We start from the raw sequence: 20,569 nt of genomic DNA, 5'->3' as shown, positions 1-20,569 counted from the left end.
TAACAGTATAATAATTCTAAATGACTAACATTATTTCATTTATTGTAAAAAAACTTTATCAAATCTATTTAAGATGTTGATAACCCTCTGAACTTATATTTTTTATATCACCATTGGAGAGTACTATTTCAAGTGTATTTTTTTCAATGATTTCACCGATGATGTAAAAGTTCATATCATCTGACAATTGATTCTTCAATTCCTTGTTTATGGTGAATAGGAACTCAAAATCCTCTCCTACATGGAGAAACAAATCAAGGTAATCAAGCCCTAAGGCATCTGCTATCTCTTTGTATTCTTCTTCAACTGGAAGCTTGTCCTCATAGATTCTTATTCCCTTTTTATAATTGTCATTCAAATTTTCACTTGAAGAATATGTGAACTTTTTATCTGAATTGATTATTTCATAAAACTCGCTTGCCAAACCGTCTGTGATGTCAGTTGCAGTAAGTCTGTTGTCTTTTGTATTATGGTCCCTTAATATATGGCCTTCAAGATATCTTGCCTCTGGCTTTAATGCCTTGAAAATAGCCATTTCACAAAGACTTGAATCTATTTCATAAGCTGCCTTTAGCTTTTTTTCCAAATCAACATTTTCAAATAGGTTGTTTGTAAGCTGCTTTTTCAGGTTCAGCAATTCAAATCCAAGTGCTGCAAGACCAAGCTCTTCACTGATGCAAACCAAATCTCCTGTTTGGAATCCGTATTTCATTAAAGCTTTGTCTTTGTCAACTTGTCCAATAGCTGTTCCTGAAATTATTATTTCACCAGCTTGGTTTGTATCTCCACCTATAAGGGGAATGTCATATTCATCACAAGCCTTTATGACTCCACAGATCAATTCATCAAAGTCATCCAATAATGTGTCCTTTGGAATGGCTATGTTAAGCAAGAATCCAATATTGTCTGCACCCATGCTGGCTAAATCGCTTACATTAACTACTACGGCCTTATATCCCATCTGAAAATAAGTCATGCCATATGGAAAATGGCTGTGTTCGATAAGCATATCTGTTGATGAGACTAAATAGCTGTTTTCATCCATAGTGATGTTTGTTAGTGCAGAATCGTCTCCTATTGATGTGGCAAAATTGCTTAAGTCCATATTGGATTGTGAGCAGAGTTTAGACCTTTCTATTATTCTTTCTATAATGCCTTTCTCACCAAGGTCAGAGACTTTCATTTGGCTTGATTTCATATGAAATTATTTGTTTTATTTAGTATAAATAATATTCTTAATAAAAAAAATAACTGATTAAAAACTTGCAAATCAATTTAGTAAAAATAATATTCTTAATAGAAAAATAAAAACTTGCAAATCAATTTAGTAAAAATAATATTCTTAATAGAAAAATAGCTAATTGGAAAATAGATATAAAAAAATATTGATTAAAAATATACAAAAGCCTTACAATATTCATAATTAAAATTTACAATACGAAAAGCATTATTAATGGAAAAGTATTGATAAAAATCAATGGATTAAAAAATAAAAAAGAAGCCCCTTAAAAAGGGGCAATTATAAAGTTTTTATATCAAATCTATTATTTACGAGCAGCAACTAGATTAAAAATGCCTTACTGCCATCAGCTTATGAACTGAATTTCGTAAATCTGTACAGACCATTTGACCAATAGGAACATTTGGATGATCACTGCTATTTACTCCATAAATGCCATTACGACTACCTATGGGTGAATGCCAATGATGTTTGTTGTATTCTTACTTTGGATAGTGTCCTTAGGGCAAATCTCACTTATATAAATATCGATTGAAAACTGAAATATAAGTAATAAAGCCAGGAACAATACAATAAATTTTTGGGAAGTTAAAAGATCCATAATCTCCTCCCCATCGTTTTTGGGTAAAGCCTAAAGCAACATTTCAAAAATTCAGCACATTTTAAGCCAACTAGATCTAAATTCCTAGATATGGTGCTAAGGCCATTATCAACAAATTCAACGGCCTTTTTCTGACTGTGCAAAATATTTTCCTGATGCATGTCAACTGATGCTAAAAAAGATAAGCAAAAGATTACAGTGAAAAATACTGCAACAATTTTGATTAAATGATCTATCATAAAATCACCTCGAAATATTCTTAATTAATGTTTTTAATTATAAAATGCTAATTAATCAAATAAAAGAATATACTTGAATTAATTAATGCTTTTACGTTTATATGCTAACTAATCAAGTTAAAAAACCTGATAAATTCAGTGTTCAAATGATATAATCAAGTAAAAGAAATACTTGAACTTATTCATTTTAAAATGCTAAAATTGTCAAGCAAGAAATTAACTTGAAAAGCTAAAATTCCCAAATAATTAATACTTGAATAAAAATCAATTTTTAAAAGCTAAAATCATCAAGCAAAGGAAATACGCTTGAAAAGCTAAAATTGTCAAGTAAAAATTACTTGAAAAATCAATGAAAAATCATTTTCAAAACGAAAATAAATTTTCCACTCTTTTTTCAAAAAGCATTTTATGTAAAAACATGAGCTATTTCAAAAAGAATTGTTTTTTCACTGAAAAAAGTAGGAACAGGGTTTTCCATAGCAGAAAGACCTTCAGTGAAAGATTCATTTGCATTAGCTTCCCTAATATCTTCAAGGTCTATAAAAAGAGTATTGTTTAAATAAACGCTTAATAAGTTATTTTGAGGTTCAAATGTCCGGATCTGCAATGATGGCCGATCATTTTTATCCGGAACCTTATAACTTAAATTAAGGTTCTTTAAATCTATAGTTTTTCTTATTTCATAAATTGAGTTGTTTGATTTGAATAATTCATCGTTAAAGTATTCTATGTCTGTATTATTTCTAATGGTCAAAAGTTGATATCCCCTTTTGTTATAGTTTTTAACATGATCCAATGGGCTTGTAGCATCATAATCCTCTTCCTCTTGAACTCCATAAACATCCAATGATAGATTTAATTGGATATCATCGATTAGGGTAGAATCATCGCCAATGCAATCAATATTTTCCTGAACATTAGAAGTAATATCCGCATCAATACTTGAATCTATTGAAACTTCTTGATCTTTATCGCCATTATTATAGGAATTCTTGTCAGTATTGTCAATGATAACAACACTATTTTCCTTTGCATCATAAGAATCTTCATTATGAATAGGAATAATATAATCATGGGAATCCCCTTCTATAGGTATATCAGGGACATAATTAGGATCATCCATGTCACTGTCACCGTCAAATGCATTACCATCAATTACAGGAAGGTCATCATCTTCATCAATAGGAACATCATCTATAGAATTATCATTATCAGAAACATCAGAATCAGAAACATCACCTTTAGACTCATCTGGAGTAGGAATGTCCCCTTTAGAACCATCATCAATAGGTAGCATCATCTATAGAACTCCCATCAATAGGTATAGCATCATCTATAGAACTCCCATCTATAGGTATAGCATCGTCTATAGAACTCCCATCTATAGAATGATCATTTCCAAGGTTTAACTCTGCAGCACATGCAGGTGCTAAACAATAAATGAAAATAATTATAACACTGATTAACAATAAATTCAAACGTTTCATAAAATCAACTTCAATTACATCTAAATTTTTGAAATGCATCATATATAAGCATGCTTGCATGCAAGTACTTACTTGCATAGCCAATTGTATAGAAAAAATAAACTTTTTTTTAACAAAATAGATATTTTTAGAAAAAAATATTAAATAAAATAAGGTAATTGCTTAAAATAAAAAAAACTAAGATTTTAGAAAAAATCAATCAAAACAAGATTTCCTATAAATAATAAACCAATATTTTAGAATAAACTGGATTAGAAAAAGATACAGACTAATTAAAAAAAAAGAAAAAAAGAGTTTAATTAAAACTCTTCACTTAAATAATTTTTAGTCTTAATGCAGTTTTTAAATCAACATTACCAGTAGCTCTTAAGCCTTTAGCAAGCTGATATTTTTTAACTGCCCATTTTGTGAAAAAACGATAAATACCATCTACAATTAAATTGCGTCTGTTGTATTTAATGTAGAAATGGTTTTTCTTCAATGCTCTTTGCAATTTTTTAACCAAAGTCTTGTCCTTACAGCCTAATTTCATGGTGACAAACTTAACGGTAATTTTTGCTTTAGCACTAACCTTGTTGTAGTTTTTATCTCCAGCATAGCTGATAACTGCAGTTTTGGTTCCTACTTTATTTAAGTTAGTGATTATGAAAGAAGCAACACCTTTTGCATTGGTTTTAGCGCTGTATGTTTTACCATTTAATTTCATGGTAATCTTTTGGTTTTTCAATGCAGCGCCTTGACTGCTTTTCAAGCTTACTGAGTATATTTTGGTTTTTACGCCATAATTAAAGGTTTTTGCTTTTGCAATAATTTTAGCATTTGCCTTATTGACTTTGAAAGTACTTGAAGCAGTGCTGGCATTGTAGGTTTCACTTGCAGCAGAGCTAGCTTTTATAGTGTATGTACCAACAGCAAGACCGCTTACAGTAGCTGTACCTTTTCCATTGGTGACCTTAACATTAAAGTTTTTGGTTCCGACAGAAACAGCAACAGTACCACTGAATTTAGCATCAGCGCTTACAGTTACAGTAGCTTTTCCACCATAAACAATATTACTTGCTGAAACTTTTAAGTTAGGATTTAATTTTTCCTTAACCGCAAAGTCAGTGGAAGCTTCGTCTGCCATATAGGTGTCATCACCTTCAAAGCTTACAGTAGCTGTGTAGTTTCCTGCAGCTAAATCATCGATAGCAACACTACCATGACCATTTACAAGATTAACGGTGTAAGAAGAACCTAAAGTGTTAAATTGAACGTTTACATCACCATTAAAGCTTTCATTAGCATCAACTACAGCAACTGCTTGTTGACCAACATAAATGTCATCTACTTTTATGCTTAAGCAAGGATCAGCATTTGCCTTTACCTTAAAGTCTGCAGAACTTTCATCATTCCTGAAATATTTATTTCCATCAAAGCTTGCAGTAGCTGTGTAGTTTCCTACTGCTAAATCATCGATAGCAACACTACCATGACCTTTTACAAGGTTAACGGTGTAAACAGAACCTAAAGTGTTTAATTGAACCTAAACTTTACCGTATAATTTCTCATTTGCATTGACATTTACAATTGCACTTTCACCTTTATTGATATCATCAACAGATATGCTTAAGCAAGGATCAATTTTCCTTACGGTAAAGGATGTTTTTGCTACACTTGACTTATATTTTAAATTACCATAAAATGTAGCTACTACAGTGTATGTTCCAGGGTTGTATTTTTCATTTAATGTAACTGTAGCATGTCCATTTTTAACATAAACCTCTTTAAAACTACATGAATCAGGAGTGGTAAGATAAACATAGCCACAGAATTTATCATCGGCAAAAATTTCAACAACTGGCCTTTCACCTACATCAATGTCTGCAATGCTTATATGTAAATCTGGATCAATGAATTTTCCATTAGCTTTATCATCATCAGATGCAAGCTTTTTATCGTCTTTCACTTTTACATCACTGCTGTTATCATCCACAATCTCTCTTTGAGAATCATCAACAGGGATGCTTTCATTCTTTACTTCAATTTTGCTAGTATTGTCATCTTGGTTTGAATATTTAGTATTATTATCACTCTGATTTAAATCTAAAGCACTTAAAGGTGCTAAACAGTACATAACAATAATAAATATACAAGCTAATTTTATACTTAAGTTTTTCATAATAATCAACTCGAATTATTATAAAAAGAATTTATGAAAGGCATAATATATAATTATTTTTGTATGCAAGTACTTACTTGCATTTAAATCAAATATAAATAAAAAATTATTTTTTGTTAATAAAATAAAGCATTTAAGATGAATTAAGGAAGAAAACAAGAAGAAAAACAAATTTAAAAAGTTTGAAGAAATTATGGTTTGAAGGAGAATTTGAAAAAATACTTGAAAAAATTAAAGATTTGAATCAAATTAGAAAAAATACTTGAAAAAATTAAAGATTTAACTATAATTTGAAAAAATACTTGAAAAAATTAATGATTTAAACAATAATCTGAAAAAATGCTTGAAAAAATTAAAGATTTCAATCAAATAAGAAAAAAATACTTGAAAAAAATAATGATTTAAACTAGAATTTGAAAAATGCTTATAATGTAGTATAATCAATTAAATATGATAAATAAATAGAACTATCTTATTTTAACTTATATAATGATTTGAATTGCATTTAAATATGCTATTTATGTTCAATGCAAGCAAATACTTGTTTACAAAAAACTTTATATCTGATATAGTTTATATATCTTATATACTTTTGGTATACCTAAATATATAATTATTTAGGTTATTGAAAGTTATAATAAAATCCTGGGGGATGGTAAAGAGCTTTAGTTCCTAAAGAACTTTTAAGCTTAAGGAGAACTATAAAAATCTAGAATATTTGCGGATGTGAAAACTTATGAAACTTAAAATGACTTTTTTTATATTGATTTTCATATTTTTATTGGGAATCAATTGTGCATTTGCAGCGGATAATGGCTCTGATGCAGGATTGATTCCTAATGAAAATTTAGATTCATATAATGTTGGCATTATTCATGAGAATCCTAACTCAGGCCTAAATGATAATTCTGGCATTATAGCTAATGAAGAACATAAAATTGACATTAATGACAATGTCAAAGCATCTGACTATAAAGCTAAAAATGAGGTTGACTTGAATGCTGGTGCTGATGAAAACAGCTCTAGCTCAAGTCTTGATATGGTCGACCAAAGTTCACAGCTTAATGATACTGTTGCAATGGCTGAAGAAATAAATGGAACTCAATTAAATATTCAAGGCCCAAGGACAACAAACGAAACAGAAATAGTTATTCATCCCCCTAAGATTGGTACTATTGATTTAAATTCCACTTTGCTTAAGGCATATATAGATAGTTATGATCCAAGTAAGGAATCCAGTACTCCAGGTACTTTCGATAACCTTCAAGTAGAGATAAACAATGCCCCTACAGGACCTACATTACATTTATACAGGGATTATAAAGGGCATTACGGTTCAAGAATCCAATTCAATAAGGGCTTGACAATTGATGGACATGGCCACACCTTAGATTGCTTAAGTGAAGGAGGATGCAGTGCATTCTACTCAAACAAGGGAAATATCATCTTGAAAAACCTTCGCATAATCAATGGCCATAACGATAATACCGATAAGGGTGGTGCAATATATATTACCGGATGTGCCAAATACACTCTCATAAACTGTACTTTCTTAAGCAATTGGGCAGATGACTATGGTGGAGCAATCTACAATACCGTAAATCTGCCACTTACAATCATAAACTGTACCTTCAAGAATTGTGAAGCAGATGATGACGGTGGAGCAATCTGGTCTGAAGGCGTTGTGAATATTGAAGGATCAAGCTTTGAGTCTAATACTGCAGATGTTAAAGGAGGAGCAATCTACTGTAAAAGAGATGTGCATATCTATAATTCAACATTGAAATCCAATAATGCAAAAGGTGCAAAAATCAGCCAGTGCTATGGTGGAGCAGTATATAGTGAAACAAATGTTTATGTTGACAATTCAACTTTTATGAACAATTATGCAGCAGATTATGCAGGAGCAATCTCTGCAAGAACTGTAATGATAAATTGTGAAAGGAAGAGAAATAACGCTATAAGCACTTTCTTCATTAACAATACTGCTAATGACAATGATGGAGGAGCATTATATGTTGAAGGAAGCCTAACAGCAAATGATGCATGCTTTAAAGGCAATCATGCAATAGTTGACGGCGTAAACCTTGACAACTGCCTATTCGAATCAAACCAAGCAAAAGGAGCAAAAGCATCTCAATGCTACGGAGGAGCAATACGCTCCAAAGAAACCGTAACAGTAATCAACTCAACATTCAACAAGAACACTGCAGCAGACTACGGAGGAGCAATATATGCAAAAACCGTAAAAGTGCTTTCCAAAGGAAACGATTCCATTTTCTGCAATTACTTCATAGACAATACTGCAGAAGACAATGATGGAGGAGCATTATATGTTGAAGGAAGCCTAACAGCAAATGATGCATGCTTTAGAGGCAATCATGCAATAGTTGACGGACGTAAACCTTGACAACTGCCTATTCGAATCAAACCAAGCAAAAGGAGCAAAAGCATCTCAATGCTACGGAGGAGCAATACGCTCCAAAGAAACCGTAACTTTAGTCAACTCAACATTCAACAAGAACACTGCAGCAGACTACGGAGGAGCAATATATGCAAAATCCATAAATGCACTTTCCAAAGGAAACGATTCCATTTTCTGCAATTACTTCATTAACAATACTGCAGAGGATAATGCTGGAGGTGCAATAGATGTTGAATCTAATTCAAAACTGGAAAATACCCTTTTCGAAGGCAATACTGCCAAAAATATCGGTGGAGCGATTCAGTGCATAGGCAATCTGACCATATCTCATATTGGCCTTAGCAATAACCATAATATTGCAGATAGGCTCATGACATACCAGTTAATGTTGTTGGCAAGGTGTTTTTGATAGCCGATACAAATGAGGATGAGGTAAATGAAAGTGGTGACAATTTCACAATAAAGGATATTGTTGACTCAACCGAATCTAAAGTTGTTCAACTGTCAGATAATGGATATATGATAACAATGAACAATAATACTAATTTAACTGCATATAGATTTGCAGTTTATGATTTGGAAAGCTTTAAAAACGTAACTGAATACATTTCAGCTAATAAGATTCCATATGATATGATTCTCATTGACTTTAAGGAAAACCTAACACTTAACATTGATTATGATGCAGATGCATATATAAAAACCGACTTCAATGAGAATATTGTTATTAGAGGTAATGGCGCAACAATAATCTCAAATAACAAACACCATTTCTTAAAAGCAAATACTAATGCTACAATATGGATGAGCAATATTACAATAAAGAAATTCAATTGCCCAGTGGTCAATCAAGGAAAATGCCAATTTAATAATGTAAACTTTGAGGAAAATGTAAATCCTAGTGGAAACGGAGGGGCAATAAACAACAAAGGAATCTTGAAATGTGTAGATTGCAGCTTCATTAAAAATAGTGCAAATAGCGGTGGTGCAATCTATAATGATTTAGGAAGCCAATCCAGTATAATTACATGTTCATTTAAAGATAATAAAGCTGACAAAAAATGTGAAAAGTCAGGATTTTCCAATAATGATGAGAATAACATTCATTCATCTACAGGAGCATCATGCATCGTCTTGAATGCTGAAGATGATATTGTATTCTTCAACATTAGAGACATGACCGATTATAACACTTATTTCAAAATTATACCTATATTAGGACATGTAAAATATTTGATTTTGAATTTTACACCTAATACATACAATATCTACAAATATGATGATTGTGTAAATCTTAAGGATGTGGAAAATCTATTCATTGAAGGAAACGGTGCTACAATTAAGGTAGAAGATAATGAAGAAAAGGCTTTTGACAGCATGTTTTTAGAGATATCCGATGGATGCTACTGCTGCATTAAGGATATGAATTTTGTAAGATTCAATCAAGCAATAAAAAACTGCGGTACCTTAACCATTATAAACTCAAGCTTTTCCAATAATCTGATTAGCCATACTTTATACAGTGATTTTGGCGCTGCAATATATAATAATGAAAATGGGTATGCATTTGTAACCGGATGCTCCTTTAGCGGCAATAAAGCTAAAAATGGAGCTGCAGTATATAACAAGAAGGGAATCTTCATGGCTAACTATTGTAACTTTACATCCAATAAAGCAAGCCATTATGGAGGAGCAATCTATAACGAATTAGGAACAGTATATTGTTTCAACTCAAATTTCAGCAGCAATAACGCTGAAGATAAAGGTGGAGCATTCTATAATGAAAAAGGAATGATTGGATTGCAACACTGTAATATCTTCAATAATTCTGCTAAAGATGGTGGTGCTGTCTTTAGTACCTATGGAGTAATGAACATAAGCCTATCTTTCTTTAAGGATAATTCTGCTGAGGATAATGGAGGAACAATATATAATGACTTTAGTGAAATAGCTCTAGACAACTGCTTAATCCAAGAATCTCACAGCAGAAATGGAGAAGGTGTTTTCAGATTTGGAAAGGACAGCAAATACATCATTACCTACTCATATATTCAGGATAATGAGGATACATCTGTTTTAAAGCCTATTAAGGTGATCGTTAAAGAACCGAGTGAAGTTGCCAGATGGTCCTTAAGAGCTGCTGAAGTTGTTGCATGTGTAGCATTAACCATCGGCTGTAGTTTGGCAGGAGTGCCGGAAGCTATAGCGGGAATTATTTGTTTTATTGGCGGAGGTCTTTTGGCAGCTAGTGAAGAGGTTGTAGAAGAGGTTTGGTTTGACCATAACATCAATGTTGGTAACATAATAATCCTGTCTATTATTGCAGGTATATTTGATGGTGTAACCGGTTATGCTGCAGATTGGATTGGAATAAAATATTTCGGAACCGCTGTAGCAAAACCAGTAGGAAAAGAAGCAGTTAAATTAGGTGCAATTTCACTTGGTTTAGAATTGGTAGGAGAAATATTGACTGAAGTCCTTCCACGTGTCGACTTTAGCAGTGATTGTCCTTTCAACATTGATGACATTGATATGCCTATTTCTAAAAATGAAGCAAAGATAGGTGCTTAAAATACATTAAAAAAGACTTTTCTTTGAAGGAAACAATGCAAAATATGGTGGAGCTTTATTTGGTACCAATGCCAATAATTGTCTCTTCAATGGAAACAAGGCACAATCTGAAGGTGGTGCAATGAAGAATGGAAATGCTATCAACTGTACTTTCAATGACAACACAGCAAAGGATTATGGTGGTGCAATATGTGGGGTTGTCGCAACAAACTGTAACTTTACATGCAACTCTGCAAACATCGGTGGAGCAATGAATGGTGGTTCTGCAAGCAATTGTAGTTTTGTATCTAACTCTGCAAACTTGGAGGTGCAATGAATGGTGGTTCTGTAAGCAATTGTAGTTTTGTATCTAACTCTGCAAACTTGGAGGTGCAATGAATGGTGGTTCTGCATGCAACTCTACCTTCTACGGCAATACTGCAAACTTTGGAGGTGGAATGCACTATGCTAATGCAAGCAACTGCACTTTTATCTCTAACATTGCAAAAACATATGGTGGTGCTATGAACGGTGGTTTTGCTACTCAATCTATATTTTACTTTAACGAAGCAGAACATGGTGGAGCAATATTTTGTGTAGATGCAAGCAACTCTACCTTCAGCTTCAACACTGCAAACTCCAATGGTGGCGCTATGTACCATGGAATTGCAAGAAATTGTACTTTCGATAACAACACTGCAAAATTAGATGGAGGGGCAATAGGATATGGTGATGCAAGCAACTGTACTTTCAGAAACAACCTTGCAAACAATGGAGGAGCTATGGCTGGAGGAAATACCGATAATTGTACTTTCATTGGAAACAATGCAAAACATAATGGTGGAGCAATCTTCAAGGGCAATCCACATAGCTGCATTTTCAACAGCAACACTGCAGACTATGGAGGAGCCCTCTACCTTATCTTTGCACCTGTATCTGACATAGGCTGTACCTTTATAAATAACACTGGAAGAGTTTCTGGTGATGATGGAATTTATGTAGAGGGTAGCTAAAACTTTAAAAGCTACTGATTGTCCTTTTTAATTAGGGAATACATAAATCTAAAAATAATGAAAAAAGGGTTTAATTGATAATTTTAACTCTTTTTTCTCTTTTTCTATTATTTGCTTTTTTTCTTTTATTGTTATTCTGATTTTTTTATCTTTATTTTCATTGTTCTTTTTCAGTTTTTTTTATTATTTCTTTTCTTTATTTTCATTTTTCTTTTTCAGTTTTTTTTTATTATTTCTTTTCTTTATTTTCATTTTTCTTTTTCAGTTTTTTTTATTATTTTCTCTTTTGTTTGAACTATTTCCACGATTATACATTGATCAATTTTTTGAAAATTAAAAACAAATTTCTATCACTTATTTGCCCTTTTAACGATTTTAAGCAAGTACTTGCACTCGAAAATCTTTATATATCCCCTTATTATAAATTAAGTATATATAAGATATATTTATATTGATAAAGGGGATAAAAAATAAATCTTATTGAATAAAAGACGGATGAATCATATTTGAATCAATATGTTTTTCAATTCTTTTTATTTCAAATGTATTAATTCATTAAGTTTAAATGATATTATTTTGCGAAAAGACTTTTTTATCTAATTTTTAATTTTAATAAAAATTTATCTTATTATTTTTCTAATGATGGAGAATTTTTTATGAAATTTCGAGGATACTTGTATGTAGCAATGATATTTCTTGTTTGCATACTTTGCATTTCTGGAGTGAATGCTGCAGACGATGCAGGAGATATCATTGGTGCTAATGATAATCAAGATTTTATTTTAGAACATGGCTTAGATGCTGATGCTTTAAGCGTTGATAATGATGACAATAGCAATGAGCTTGTTGATAGTTTAGATGTTATATCAGGTTCATTCACTGATTCAGACAAGAATATTAATGGAAAAGGTTCATTCACTGATTTAAACAAGGATATTAACGGAAACAATAATGAGGAGATTAGTTTAAATCATGACTATGTCTTTAACAGAGACAAGGATTCTAGTTTTATTCATGGTATTTACATTAATCGTAATGTATCAATTAACGGCAATGGCTTTACCATAGATGGTTTACATAAGGCACGCCTATTCGATATAGGCAAAGATGCTAATGTGACATTAGAGAACATTAATTTCATTAATGGATATGCCTATGGAAATGGTGCTGATGCTAATGGTGGAGCTGTTAATGCACCTTACAACGATACTTGTGTTGTTAGAAACTCTACCTTCACTGGCAATATTGCAGACAATAATGGTGGAGCTACACAATATGGTACTATAATCAATTGTACCTACAGGGATAAATATTCTAAATCCGGCGGGGCAATGGTTCCTTATTATATGATCAATTCTATGTTTATGGATTCCAAGGATGGGTCTTTTTCTGATTTAAACAATGACATTAATGGAAACGATGATGATGAGATCACTTTACTTAAGCAGTATGTCTTTAATATAGACAAGGATTCTAGTTTTATTCATGGTGTTCCCATCAATCGTAATGTGATTATAAATGGTGTTGGCATTACTATTGATGGTGCAAATATGGCACGTCTATTTGATATTGGTCCAAATGCATGTGTTAAATTCTTGAACTTGAATTTTATAAATGGTAATGCTTCTGGAAAGGATACTTATGGTCATGGTGGAGCTATTTATGCACCTTATAAAGGCACTTGCATTATGGAAAAATGTACATTCACTAACAACACTGCAGAATTTAATGGTGGTGCAGTATTTGGTGGCAATGCCATAGGATGTACTTTCACTGGCAACACTGCCCAAGTTTATGGTGGTGCAGTATTGGGGGGCAATGCCGATGGCTGCACTTTCACTGGCAACTCTGCAACCTTTGGAGGAGCGATGTCTGACAGTGATGCAAGCAATTCCATATTCAATAACAATACTGCAGGTACTGATGGTGGAGCATTGTTCAAGAGCGATGCAGAAAAATGTGATTTCAACTTCAACTCTGCAGGACGTGACGGTGGAGTGATGTACTATGGTACTGCAGACAAGTGTAATTTCAACCGCAACAGTGCACAACGTGATGCAGGGGGTATTGTACTATGGTACTGCAAACAACTGTACTTTCAGCCATAACACTGGAAACACTGGTGGAGCAATGAGAGGTGGAACCGCAAACAATTGTAACTTCTATGCTAACTATGCATACGCTGCAGGAGCAATAAAAGTTGGTAATGCTAACTATTGTAACTTCACCAGCAACTCTGCAAGAAATAAAGCTGGAGCAATGTGGGGAGGCAGTGCAAACAACTGTATCTTTAGGGGCAATACTGCACAATATGATCCAAATATGTATGGAGGCAGTTCAAACAACTGTATCTTCATTAACTTACCTGTAGCTTCCTTCACTGATTTAGAAAAGGATATTAACGGAAACGATAAAGATGAGATCACTTTAGCCCGATACTATCTCTTTAGCGGAACTGATGCTGATGATTCTCCTTTTAGAAATGGTGTTCCCGTCAATCGTAATGTGACTATAAATGGTAATGGGATGACTATAGATGGTGCATATATGGCAGGTCTCTTTGAAATATGCGAAGGTGCCTGTGTGAAATTCCTAAACATTAATTTCATAAATGGATATAAATTCGCAAATGGTGGAGCTATTAATGCACCTAATGCTAACTGTGCTGTGGAAAACTCTAACTTCACAAACATCTATTCATCAAGATATGGGGGAGCATTATATAACGTCAATGCAATCAATTGTAACTTCAATAGCAACAAAGCACACTCTGGTGGAGGAGCAATGTATCAGGGTACTGCAATCAATTGTGCATTCAATGGCAATTCTGCCCTTGGTGTAAGTGGAGCTTTGCATGCTGGTACTGCAATCAACTGTTCATTCTATGGCAGCAGTGCAATAAATGGTGGAGCTATGTCTGACGGTATTGCTATCAACTCCACTTTCCATAACAACCGAGCAGAATACAAAGAAGGTGGAGCATTGAATGGTTGTAATGCAACAGGTTGTATCTTTGTTGGCAACTATGCATATAATCAAGGTGGAGCTGTGAATGGTGGTAAATCAATCAACTGTACATTCAATAAAAACTCTGCAGGAATTATGGGTGGTGCAATGTATGGGGGCACTGCTACTAATTGTATTTTTAATGGTAATGATGCGAAGATGTGTTCAGGAATTCAATCAGGTACTGCTATCAATTGTACTTTCATGGGACACCATAATTCTGAATATGTTGCAGCATTGAGTGATGGTAAAGCAATCTACTGTACCTTCATCAACAACTCCGGATTTTTTGGTGGAGCAATCTCTGATAGTAATGCAATCGGCTGTACCTTCATCAACAACTCTGGATTTTTTGGTGGAGCAATGTGTCGTGGTGAAGCAACCAACTGTATCTTCACTGGTAACTCTGCTGAAAATGGTGGAGCAATGTGTAATGGTAAAGCAACCAACTGTACCTTCATCAACAACACTGCAAAAGATCGTGGAGGAGCAATGGCTGATGTTAATGCACCGACAGTATCTTTATTGGCAATTCTGCTCAATTTGGTGGTGCTATGAAAGCTGGGTCTGCAACCAACTGTACCTTCACTGGTAACTCTGCTGAAAATGGTGGAGCGATGTTTGAAGGCTCTGCAACCAACTGTACCTTCACTGGTAACTCAGCCTCATGGGATGCTGGAGTTATGATTGATGGTACTGTAGTTGGATGTACACTAATCAACAACACTGCAGGCAATAGGGCTGGTGCATTATCTAAGTCAAGAGCAGTCAATTCTACTTTCATTGGCAATATTGGAGGCAATGGTGGAGCTATGGATTCTTCTCAAGCAATCAACTGTAGCCTTATCAACAATACTGCAGAAAATAATGGTGGTGCTTTGTATAACTCTACTGCAATTAACTGTACCATTACTGGAAATAGTGCTGATAATGATGGTGGAGCCATGTTCAATACAACTGCAATGAATTGTATCATTAACCTCAATTCTGCTAAAAAATTAGGAGGTGCTATGAAAGGCGGCTCTGCAATTAACTGTATCATTGTCTCTAACAATGCAGAATATGGAGGAGCATTATATAATGCCGAAGCAGACAATTGTAACTTCACTTCAAACAAAGCGAAAAATGGTGGAGCCATGTATTGCTGTAATGTAAACAACTCTTATTTCTATGACAACAGAGCAGATTATGGTGGAGCAATGTTTGGAGGCAATGCAACTGGCTGTATCTTTAATCTCAATGTTGCTTATTCTTTTGGCGGTGCCATTAAGAGCGGTTATGCAAACAATTGTAGCTTTGATTTCAACAGGGCAGAATTTGACGGTGGAGCAATGTTTGATTCTGTTGCATGTGATAGTATCTTTACAAACAACACTGCAAAAAATAGTGGTGGAGCTATGTATTATGGTACTGCAACAGGCTGCATCTTCGCTGATAATGATGCAATTGAAGGTGGAGCAATCGCCCGCACTTCTGCAGACAACTGTAATTTCACCAATAACACTGCAAAAAATAGTGGTGGAGCAATGTCTGAGGGTAATGCAAACAACTGTAACTTTAACAATAATAATGCAAATAATGGTGGTGCAGTTTACAAAACTTTTGCACAATATTCTACCTTCACTGGCAATCATGCAAAAAATAATGGTGGAGCCATCTATATTTATGAAGGTATCAATACTCCAGTAATGTGTACCCTCCAAGGCAACACTGCAGATGTTAACGGATCCAGTATTTACATTCATCCATAGTTTTAAAGTAAATTGATTTTTTTAATAAAAAAGAGTTTATTCTAACTCTTTTTATTCTCCTATTTTAGTTAAATATTTTTAAGATCACTTATTTTTATCTTTATCATTTTTTATTTTCCTTTTTTTAGAGACTGTAAAATTTTATCGGCTTTTTTTAAAAAATTTTATTTTTTTAATCTTTATCATTTTTTTAAGTTTATTTATTTTATTTTTTAAATTTTAAGAATTTTTTTTAATCTTTATCATTTTTTTAAGTTTATTTATTTTTTCTTTTTTAAATTTTAAGAATTATTTTAATCTTAATCCTTATTTCAAATTTATTTATTTTCTTTTTTTTAAAATTTAAGAATTATTTCCAGTTTAAGTAAATTTAAATGATTTTTTAACAATTTTATCTGATTTTAACTAATTTTGAACTTTTAATTGTTTTTTAATAAGTAATTAACTAATATCAAAAAATTAATAAATTTAGTTAACTTATATATTATTAAGAAACCTTAATGGTTTTCAGTTATGAGGTGTTTTATGTTAAATAAAATTTTTAAATTAGAGGCAAATAACTCTAATGCTAAAACAGAGATTGTTGCTGGTGTAACAACATTCCTTGCTATGGCATACATTTTAGGGGTTAACCCTGCTATGCTTGCTGACGGCGGAATGCCTGCAACTGGAGTATTTTTTGCTACAGCTGTTGCATCAGGTTTTGCATGTATTATAATGGGTCTTGTTGCTAATTGGCCTGTTGGACTTGCCCCAGGTATGGGTTTAAATGCATTGTTTACCTATACAATTATTTTAGGTATGGGTTGCAGTTGAAAAGCTGCTTTAGCTGCAGTTGTCTTATCAAGTATAATATTTTTAATAATCACTATTTCCGGTTTAAGGGAAGCTATTCTAAATATTATTCCTATTGATTTGAAATTGGGTATTGGTGCAGCTATTGGTTTCTTCTTGGCTTTCCTTGGATTAAAAGGTGCTGGAATTATCGTTGCAGACCCTTCCACTTTCGTTTCATTAGGTGCTATGACTTCCGCTCCTGCACTTCTTGCATTGATAGGTATCTTAATCACCTTGATTTTCTATGTGCAAAAAGTTCCAGGTGCAGTATTCTTCGGTTTGATCATTACTGCAATCATAGGATTATTAATGACAGTATTGGGATTTGGTGCTGGAGATCCTCTTATGCCTAGCATACCTTCTCAAGTAATCTCGTTCAACTTTGATACAAGTTTGGTTGGAGGATTCCTGGCTGGATTTGGAGAGCTGTTCAAGAATATTCCGAACCTTATCATGATACTCTTCTCCTTGGTATTTGTTACCTTCTTTGATACTACCGGTACTTTACTCGGTATTGCAAATCAAGCAGGTTACATTGATGAAGAAGGTGAGATTGAAGGTATTGAAAAGGCATTTTTAGTAGATGCTATAAGTGGTGTAATCGGTTCCTTCTGTGGTACAAGTACCTTAACTGCATATGTTGAAAGTGCTACTGGTGTAGGTGCAGGTGGTAGAACCGGACTTGCTGCTATAGTAACCGGTATTTTATTCTTATTGTCTGTATTCTTTGCTCCTACTGTTCTTGCATTATTCACATCAACTGTAACAGCAGCTGCTCTTATCATGGTTGGTGTTTTAATGATTATGCAATTGAAGGACGTTCAATGGGACAGCTTAGTGGTTTCTGCATCTGTATTCATGACCATTATCATGATGGTTTTAACCTATTCCATTTCCCTTGGTATAGCATGGGGATTCGTAACTTACACAGTTGCAACAATTGCTACAGGTAAGTTCAAAGAAATCAGCTGGGGAATCTATGTCTTAGCTATTATTTTCTTCTTGTACCTGTTCTTTGGTTTATAACTCAAACTTTTAAAAAAAGTTTGATCAAAAATCTTTTCATTGGTTAAGATTATTGGCCACACTTTAAAAAAAGTTGGATTAAAAATCTTTTCATTGGTTTGGGACATTTGCCAAACTTTTAGAAAAAGTATGATTAAAAATCTTTTTATTGGTTGGGTGTATTGGTCAAACTTTTAGAAAAAGTTTGATTAAAAATCTTTTTATTGGTTGGGAGCAATTGCTCTTAACCCTTCTTTTTCTCTGAATTTCCTTGTTTTTCATATCTTTCATATTTTTTCTATATGGACAATACTTATTTTGTTTTTATAATTCCTAACAAACATTCTTTTAGACTAAAAATAATAAAAATATAACAAAATATATACATTCTTAAAACATAATAGTAATATTATAAATTATTAACATATTTAATTATTATTTCTATGAGAACTTGAATGAGGTGAAAATTTGTCTTGGCTAATAGGGATTTTGGTATTTTTGCTTGCATCTGTCAAATCAACTAAAAATCCTAAAAAATCAGTTTCCATTGTTATTCCTGCTTATAATGAAGAAGCTACCGTAGCTCAAGTTGTAGGTGTGGCACGTAAGCTTGATTATGTGGATGAAGTAATAGTTGTTGATGACGGTTCTAGCGATAGAACTTCAGAAGAGGCTAAAGGTGCAGGGGCTATTGTAATAAAGCATTCTGTCAATGAAGGTAAAGGTTCAGCTATTATTTCAGGGTTTAAAAATTCTCATGGAGATATTGTAGCATTCATTGATGCAGACGTTTCCAATTTTACTTCAGATAAGATCGATAAGATCATAAGGCCTATTTTGGAAGATAAGACAGATATCACCAAAACTAAGTTTGCAAGAGAAAGCGGTCGTGTAACAGAGCTTACTGCAAAGCCTCTTTTAGGATTTTTCTTCCCAGAGCTAAATTATGAACAGCCTTTAAGCGGTCAATTTGCAGGAAAACGTTCTGCATTAAATAAGATTAAGTTTGAAAAGGATTATGGTGTGGATGTTGGTATTGTGCTTGATGCTGATGTTCACGGTATCAGTATTTTAGAAGTTGACATAGGACAGATTTCCCATGACATGTCTCCTCTTTCCAATTTAAACCAAATGGCTAACCAAGTGGTTAGAACCATTATTGACAGGGCTGTAGAGTATGGCCGTGTAACAATGATGGATAAGTTAGGAAATTATATTAGAATGGCTAACTTAGGCTTGTCCCTTATTATCTTAGGGCTTTTCATGATTTTCTTTGTTCCATTCATTCCAGTGATAATTTCCGTTATTGTAGCCTTTGTCGGCATACTCTTGACTATTTTTTATAATGTAAGGATTATCAAAAGGTCTATTCCTATTTTAAGGAAAAGCAATACCATCACTTCATTAAGGTCTTTTGTAAGAATGCACTATCCTGTGCTTGTTTCAGGATTGATATTGATCTTAATGCTTTTCACATTCTTATCTGCAGCTAATTTTGATGATGGTAGAATATCTGTAGAGCTTACTTCCAGAAACTTTGTCTACGCTCCAAGTGACAATAATTATCAAACCATTTCAGTTAGAGGCCCATATACCATTGACAGCGCTATTGAAAATGAGACAGATATATTGAGGGTGCCAAATGATGCCATGAGCACGATGGAAATGAGTGAAAACGATACGATGATTATAGATGGCGTATCATATAGTGTAAATGCTTCAAGGGATGGAGAAGGAGATACACTTAGGCTGCCATCAAAGGTCAAGCGCCAATTGCATTTGCATGATAGGGAAGTTATTCCAAACAGCCACATACTTGAAGTTTTCCAAAGGTCAATTGTCAAGCATAACATTCAATTCAATAATCTCAGTGAAGATATGGAAGGATTTGTAGAGTTTAGCATAAGTCCAAATTCTTTAAATGCAACCTTCTTTAATTTGACTTTGGATAATGAATCCATTTTATCTTCAGTAGGTAACTTTAGGAAAAACGGCAGCTATTCTATATTATATGATGGAAATCCATTATGTTCATTCACTTATGATGATATAGAAAAGGGAAACATAACTTTCACATATGATGGAAAAGATGGAATGATTGTATTTGAGGATAGAAACAACACTTCTATCAGAAACTATGTTACTAGTGATAATGATGCATTTGTACAGTTATATTCAATTTAATTAATCTTTAAGAATTTATAGGATGGATTTGTACAGTTATATTTAAATGAATCATTGATAAAATTATTCT

The 20,569-nt window shown here is 33.2% G+C and carries 16 protein-coding genes and 2 pseudogenes; 11 read left to right on the top strand and 7 right to left on the bottom strand.

Translation table 11 applies throughout. The annotated features are described in order from the left end of the window. Positions 1–64: 64 nt before the first annotated feature. The 7 genes from thiL to QZV12_RS02965 form a co-directional block, all read right to left on the bottom strand. On the bottom strand, positions 65–1,198 hold the full coding sequence (gene thiL / locus QZV12_RS02995; RefSeq protein ID WP_295616979.1) for a thiamine-phosphate kinase: 1,134 nt from the start codon (positions 1,196–1,198) through the stop codon (positions 65–67). Between the two features lie 490 nt (positions 1,199–1,688). After that, complete coding sequence (locus QZV12_RS02990) at positions 1,689–1,841, bottom strand: hypothetical protein (RefSeq protein WP_295616976.1); 153 nt, start codon at positions 1,839–1,841, stop codon at positions 1,689–1,691. Next, a complete protein-coding gene (locus QZV12_RS02985; protein ID WP_295616973.1) occupies positions 1,829–2,080 on the bottom strand; it encodes a hypothetical protein in 252 nt (83 codons plus the stop codon). The genes QZV12_RS02990 and QZV12_RS02985 overlap by 13 nt, the downstream gene beginning before the upstream one ends. Positions 2,081–2,486: 406 nt before the next feature. Further along, positions 2,487–3,380 (bottom strand): hypothetical protein, encoded by an 894-nt coding sequence (locus tag QZV12_RS02980; protein WP_295616970.1) that lies wholly within the window; start codon positions 3,378–3,380, stop codon positions 2,487–2,489. Continuing rightward, positions 3,364–3,645 (bottom strand): hypothetical protein, encoded by a 282-nt coding sequence (locus QZV12_RS02975; protein ID WP_295616967.1) that lies wholly within the window; start codon positions 3,643–3,645, stop codon positions 3,364–3,366. The genes QZV12_RS02980 and QZV12_RS02975 overlap by 17 nt, the downstream gene beginning before the upstream one ends. A 235-nt stretch (positions 3,646–3,880) precedes the next feature. Further along, a complete protein-coding gene (locus tag QZV12_RS02970; RefSeq protein ID WP_295616964.1) occupies positions 3,881–4,693 on the bottom strand; it encodes a peptidoglycan-binding protein in 813 nt (270 codons plus the stop codon). Positions 4,694–5,092: 399 nt separating this feature from the next. Further along, positions 5,093–5,728 carry an Ig-like domain-containing protein gene (locus tag QZV12_RS02965; protein WP_295616961.1) on the bottom strand — a complete coding sequence of 212 codons (636 nt, stop codon included), beginning with the start codon at positions 5,726–5,728 and terminating at the stop codon, positions 5,093–5,095. Between the two features lie 736 nt (positions 5,729–6,464). Here QZV12_RS02965 and QZV12_RS02960 point away from each other — a divergent pair. The 11 genes and pseudogenes from QZV12_RS02960 (at position 6,465) to QZV12_RS02915 (ending at position 20,499) form a co-directional block, all read left to right on the top strand. Further along, a complete protein-coding gene (locus QZV12_RS02960; protein WP_295616958.1) occupies positions 6,465–8,138 on the top strand; it encodes a right-handed parallel beta-helix repeat-containing protein in 1,674 nt (557 codons plus the stop codon). Continuing rightward, on the top strand, positions 8,119–8,562 hold the full coding sequence (locus QZV12_RS02955) for a hypothetical protein (protein WP_295616954.1): 444 nt from the start codon (positions 8,119–8,121) through the stop codon (positions 8,560–8,562). Before QZV12_RS02960 ends, QZV12_RS02955 begins: the two co-directional genes overlap by 20 nt. Further along, on the top strand, positions 8,559–10,724 hold the full coding sequence (locus tag QZV12_RS02950) for a hypothetical protein (RefSeq protein ID WP_295616951.1): 2,166 nt from the start codon (positions 8,559–8,561) through the stop codon (positions 10,722–10,724). Before QZV12_RS02955 ends, QZV12_RS02950 begins: the two co-directional genes overlap by 4 nt. 76 nt (positions 10,725–10,800) lie before the next feature. Beyond that, a pseudogene (locus QZV12_RS13650) lies at positions 10,801–10,845 on the top strand (hypothetical protein); the annotation flags it as partial. Further along, positions 10,846–11,040, top strand: coding sequence for a hypothetical protein (locus QZV12_RS02945; protein WP_295616948.1), 195 nt, complete (start codon positions 10,846–10,848; stop codon positions 11,038–11,040). Between the two features lie 58 nt (positions 11,041–11,098). After that, on the top strand, positions 11,099–11,716 hold the full coding sequence (locus QZV12_RS02940; protein WP_295616945.1) for a hypothetical protein: 618 nt from the start codon (positions 11,099–11,101) through the stop codon (positions 11,714–11,716). Between the two features lie 656 nt (positions 11,717–12,372). After that, a complete protein-coding gene (locus QZV12_RS02935) occupies positions 12,373–13,824 on the top strand; it encodes a hypothetical protein (RefSeq protein WP_295616942.1) in 1,452 nt (483 codons plus the stop codon). Further along, entirely contained in the window at positions 13,724–15,280 is a 1,557-nt protein-coding gene (locus QZV12_RS02930; RefSeq protein WP_295616940.1) for a hypothetical protein, read from the top strand. The genes QZV12_RS02935 and QZV12_RS02930 overlap by 101 nt, the downstream gene beginning before the upstream one ends. Beyond that, positions 15,277–16,473 (top strand): hypothetical protein, encoded by a 1,197-nt coding sequence (locus QZV12_RS02925; protein ID WP_295616937.1) that lies wholly within the window; start codon positions 15,277–15,279, stop codon positions 16,471–16,473. The genes QZV12_RS02930 and QZV12_RS02925 overlap by 4 nt, the downstream gene beginning before the upstream one ends. Positions 16,474–16,986: 513 nt before the next feature. Further along, positions 16,987–18,336: pseudogene (locus QZV12_RS02920) on the top strand (NCS2 family permease). 447 nt (positions 18,337–18,783) lie between these two features. After that, the gene (locus tag QZV12_RS02915; protein WP_295616934.1) at positions 18,784–20,499 is read left to right on the top strand and encodes a glycosyltransferase; all 1,716 of its coding nucleotides are present in this window, start codon (positions 18,784–18,786) and stop codon (positions 20,497–20,499) included. Positions 20,500–20,569 lie beyond the last annotated feature (70 nt).

It is taken from the genome of uncultured Methanobrevibacter sp. (assembly GCF_902769175.1).
Classification (GTDB): domain Archaea; phylum Methanobacteriota; class Methanobacteria; order Methanobacteriales; family Methanobacteriaceae; genus Methanobrevibacter.
Note: the sequence above shows the minus strand (reverse complement) of the source record. Positions and strands in the feature narration are given on the sequence as shown.

Excerpts from the sequence above, each read along its gene's own strand:
- thiL (WP_295616979.1), bottom strand. The coding sequence starts at position 1,198 with ATGAAATCAAGCCAAATGAAAGTCTCTGACCTTGGTGAGAAAGGCATT.
- QZV12_RS02990 (WP_295616976.1), bottom strand. The coding sequence starts at position 1,841 with ATGGATCTTTTAACTTCCCAAAAATTTATTGTATTGTTCCTGGCTTTA.
- QZV12_RS02985 (WP_295616973.1), bottom strand. The coding sequence starts at position 2,080 with ATGATAGATCATTTAATCAAAATTGTTGCAGTATTTTTCACTGTAATC.
- QZV12_RS02980 (WP_295616970.1), bottom strand. The coding sequence starts at position 3,380 with ATGATGCTACCTATTGATGATGGTTCTAAAGGGGACATTCCTACTCCA.
- QZV12_RS02975 (WP_295616967.1), bottom strand. The coding sequence starts at position 3,645 with ATGCAAGTAAGTACTTGCATGCAAGCATGCTTATATATGATGCATTTC.
- QZV12_RS02970 (WP_295616964.1), bottom strand. The coding sequence starts at position 4,693 with ATGGCAGACGAAGCTTCCACTGACTTTGCGGTTAAGGAAAAATTAAAT.
- QZV12_RS02965 (WP_295616961.1), bottom strand. The coding sequence starts at position 5,728 with ATGAAAAACTTAAGTATAAAATTAGCTTGTATATTTATTATTGTTATG.
- QZV12_RS02960 (WP_295616958.1), top strand. The coding sequence starts at position 6,465 with ATGAAACTTAAAATGACTTTTTTTATATTGATTTTCATATTTTTATTG.
- QZV12_RS02945 (WP_295616948.1), top strand. The coding sequence starts at position 10,846 with ATGAAGAATGGAAATGCTATCAACTGTACTTTCAATGACAACACAGCA.
- QZV12_RS02940 (WP_295616945.1), top strand. The coding sequence starts at position 11,099 with ATGAATGGTGGTTCTGCATGCAACTCTACCTTCTACGGCAATACTGCA.
- QZV12_RS02935 (WP_295616942.1), top strand. The coding sequence starts at position 12,373 with ATGAAATTTCGAGGATACTTGTATGTAGCAATGATATTTCTTGTTTGC.
- QZV12_RS02930 (WP_295616940.1), top strand. The coding sequence starts at position 13,724 with ATGGTACTGCAGACAAGTGTAATTTCAACCGCAACAGTGCACAACGTG.
- QZV12_RS02925 (WP_295616937.1), top strand. The coding sequence starts at position 15,277 with ATGAAAGCTGGGTCTGCAACCAACTGTACCTTCACTGGTAACTCTGCT.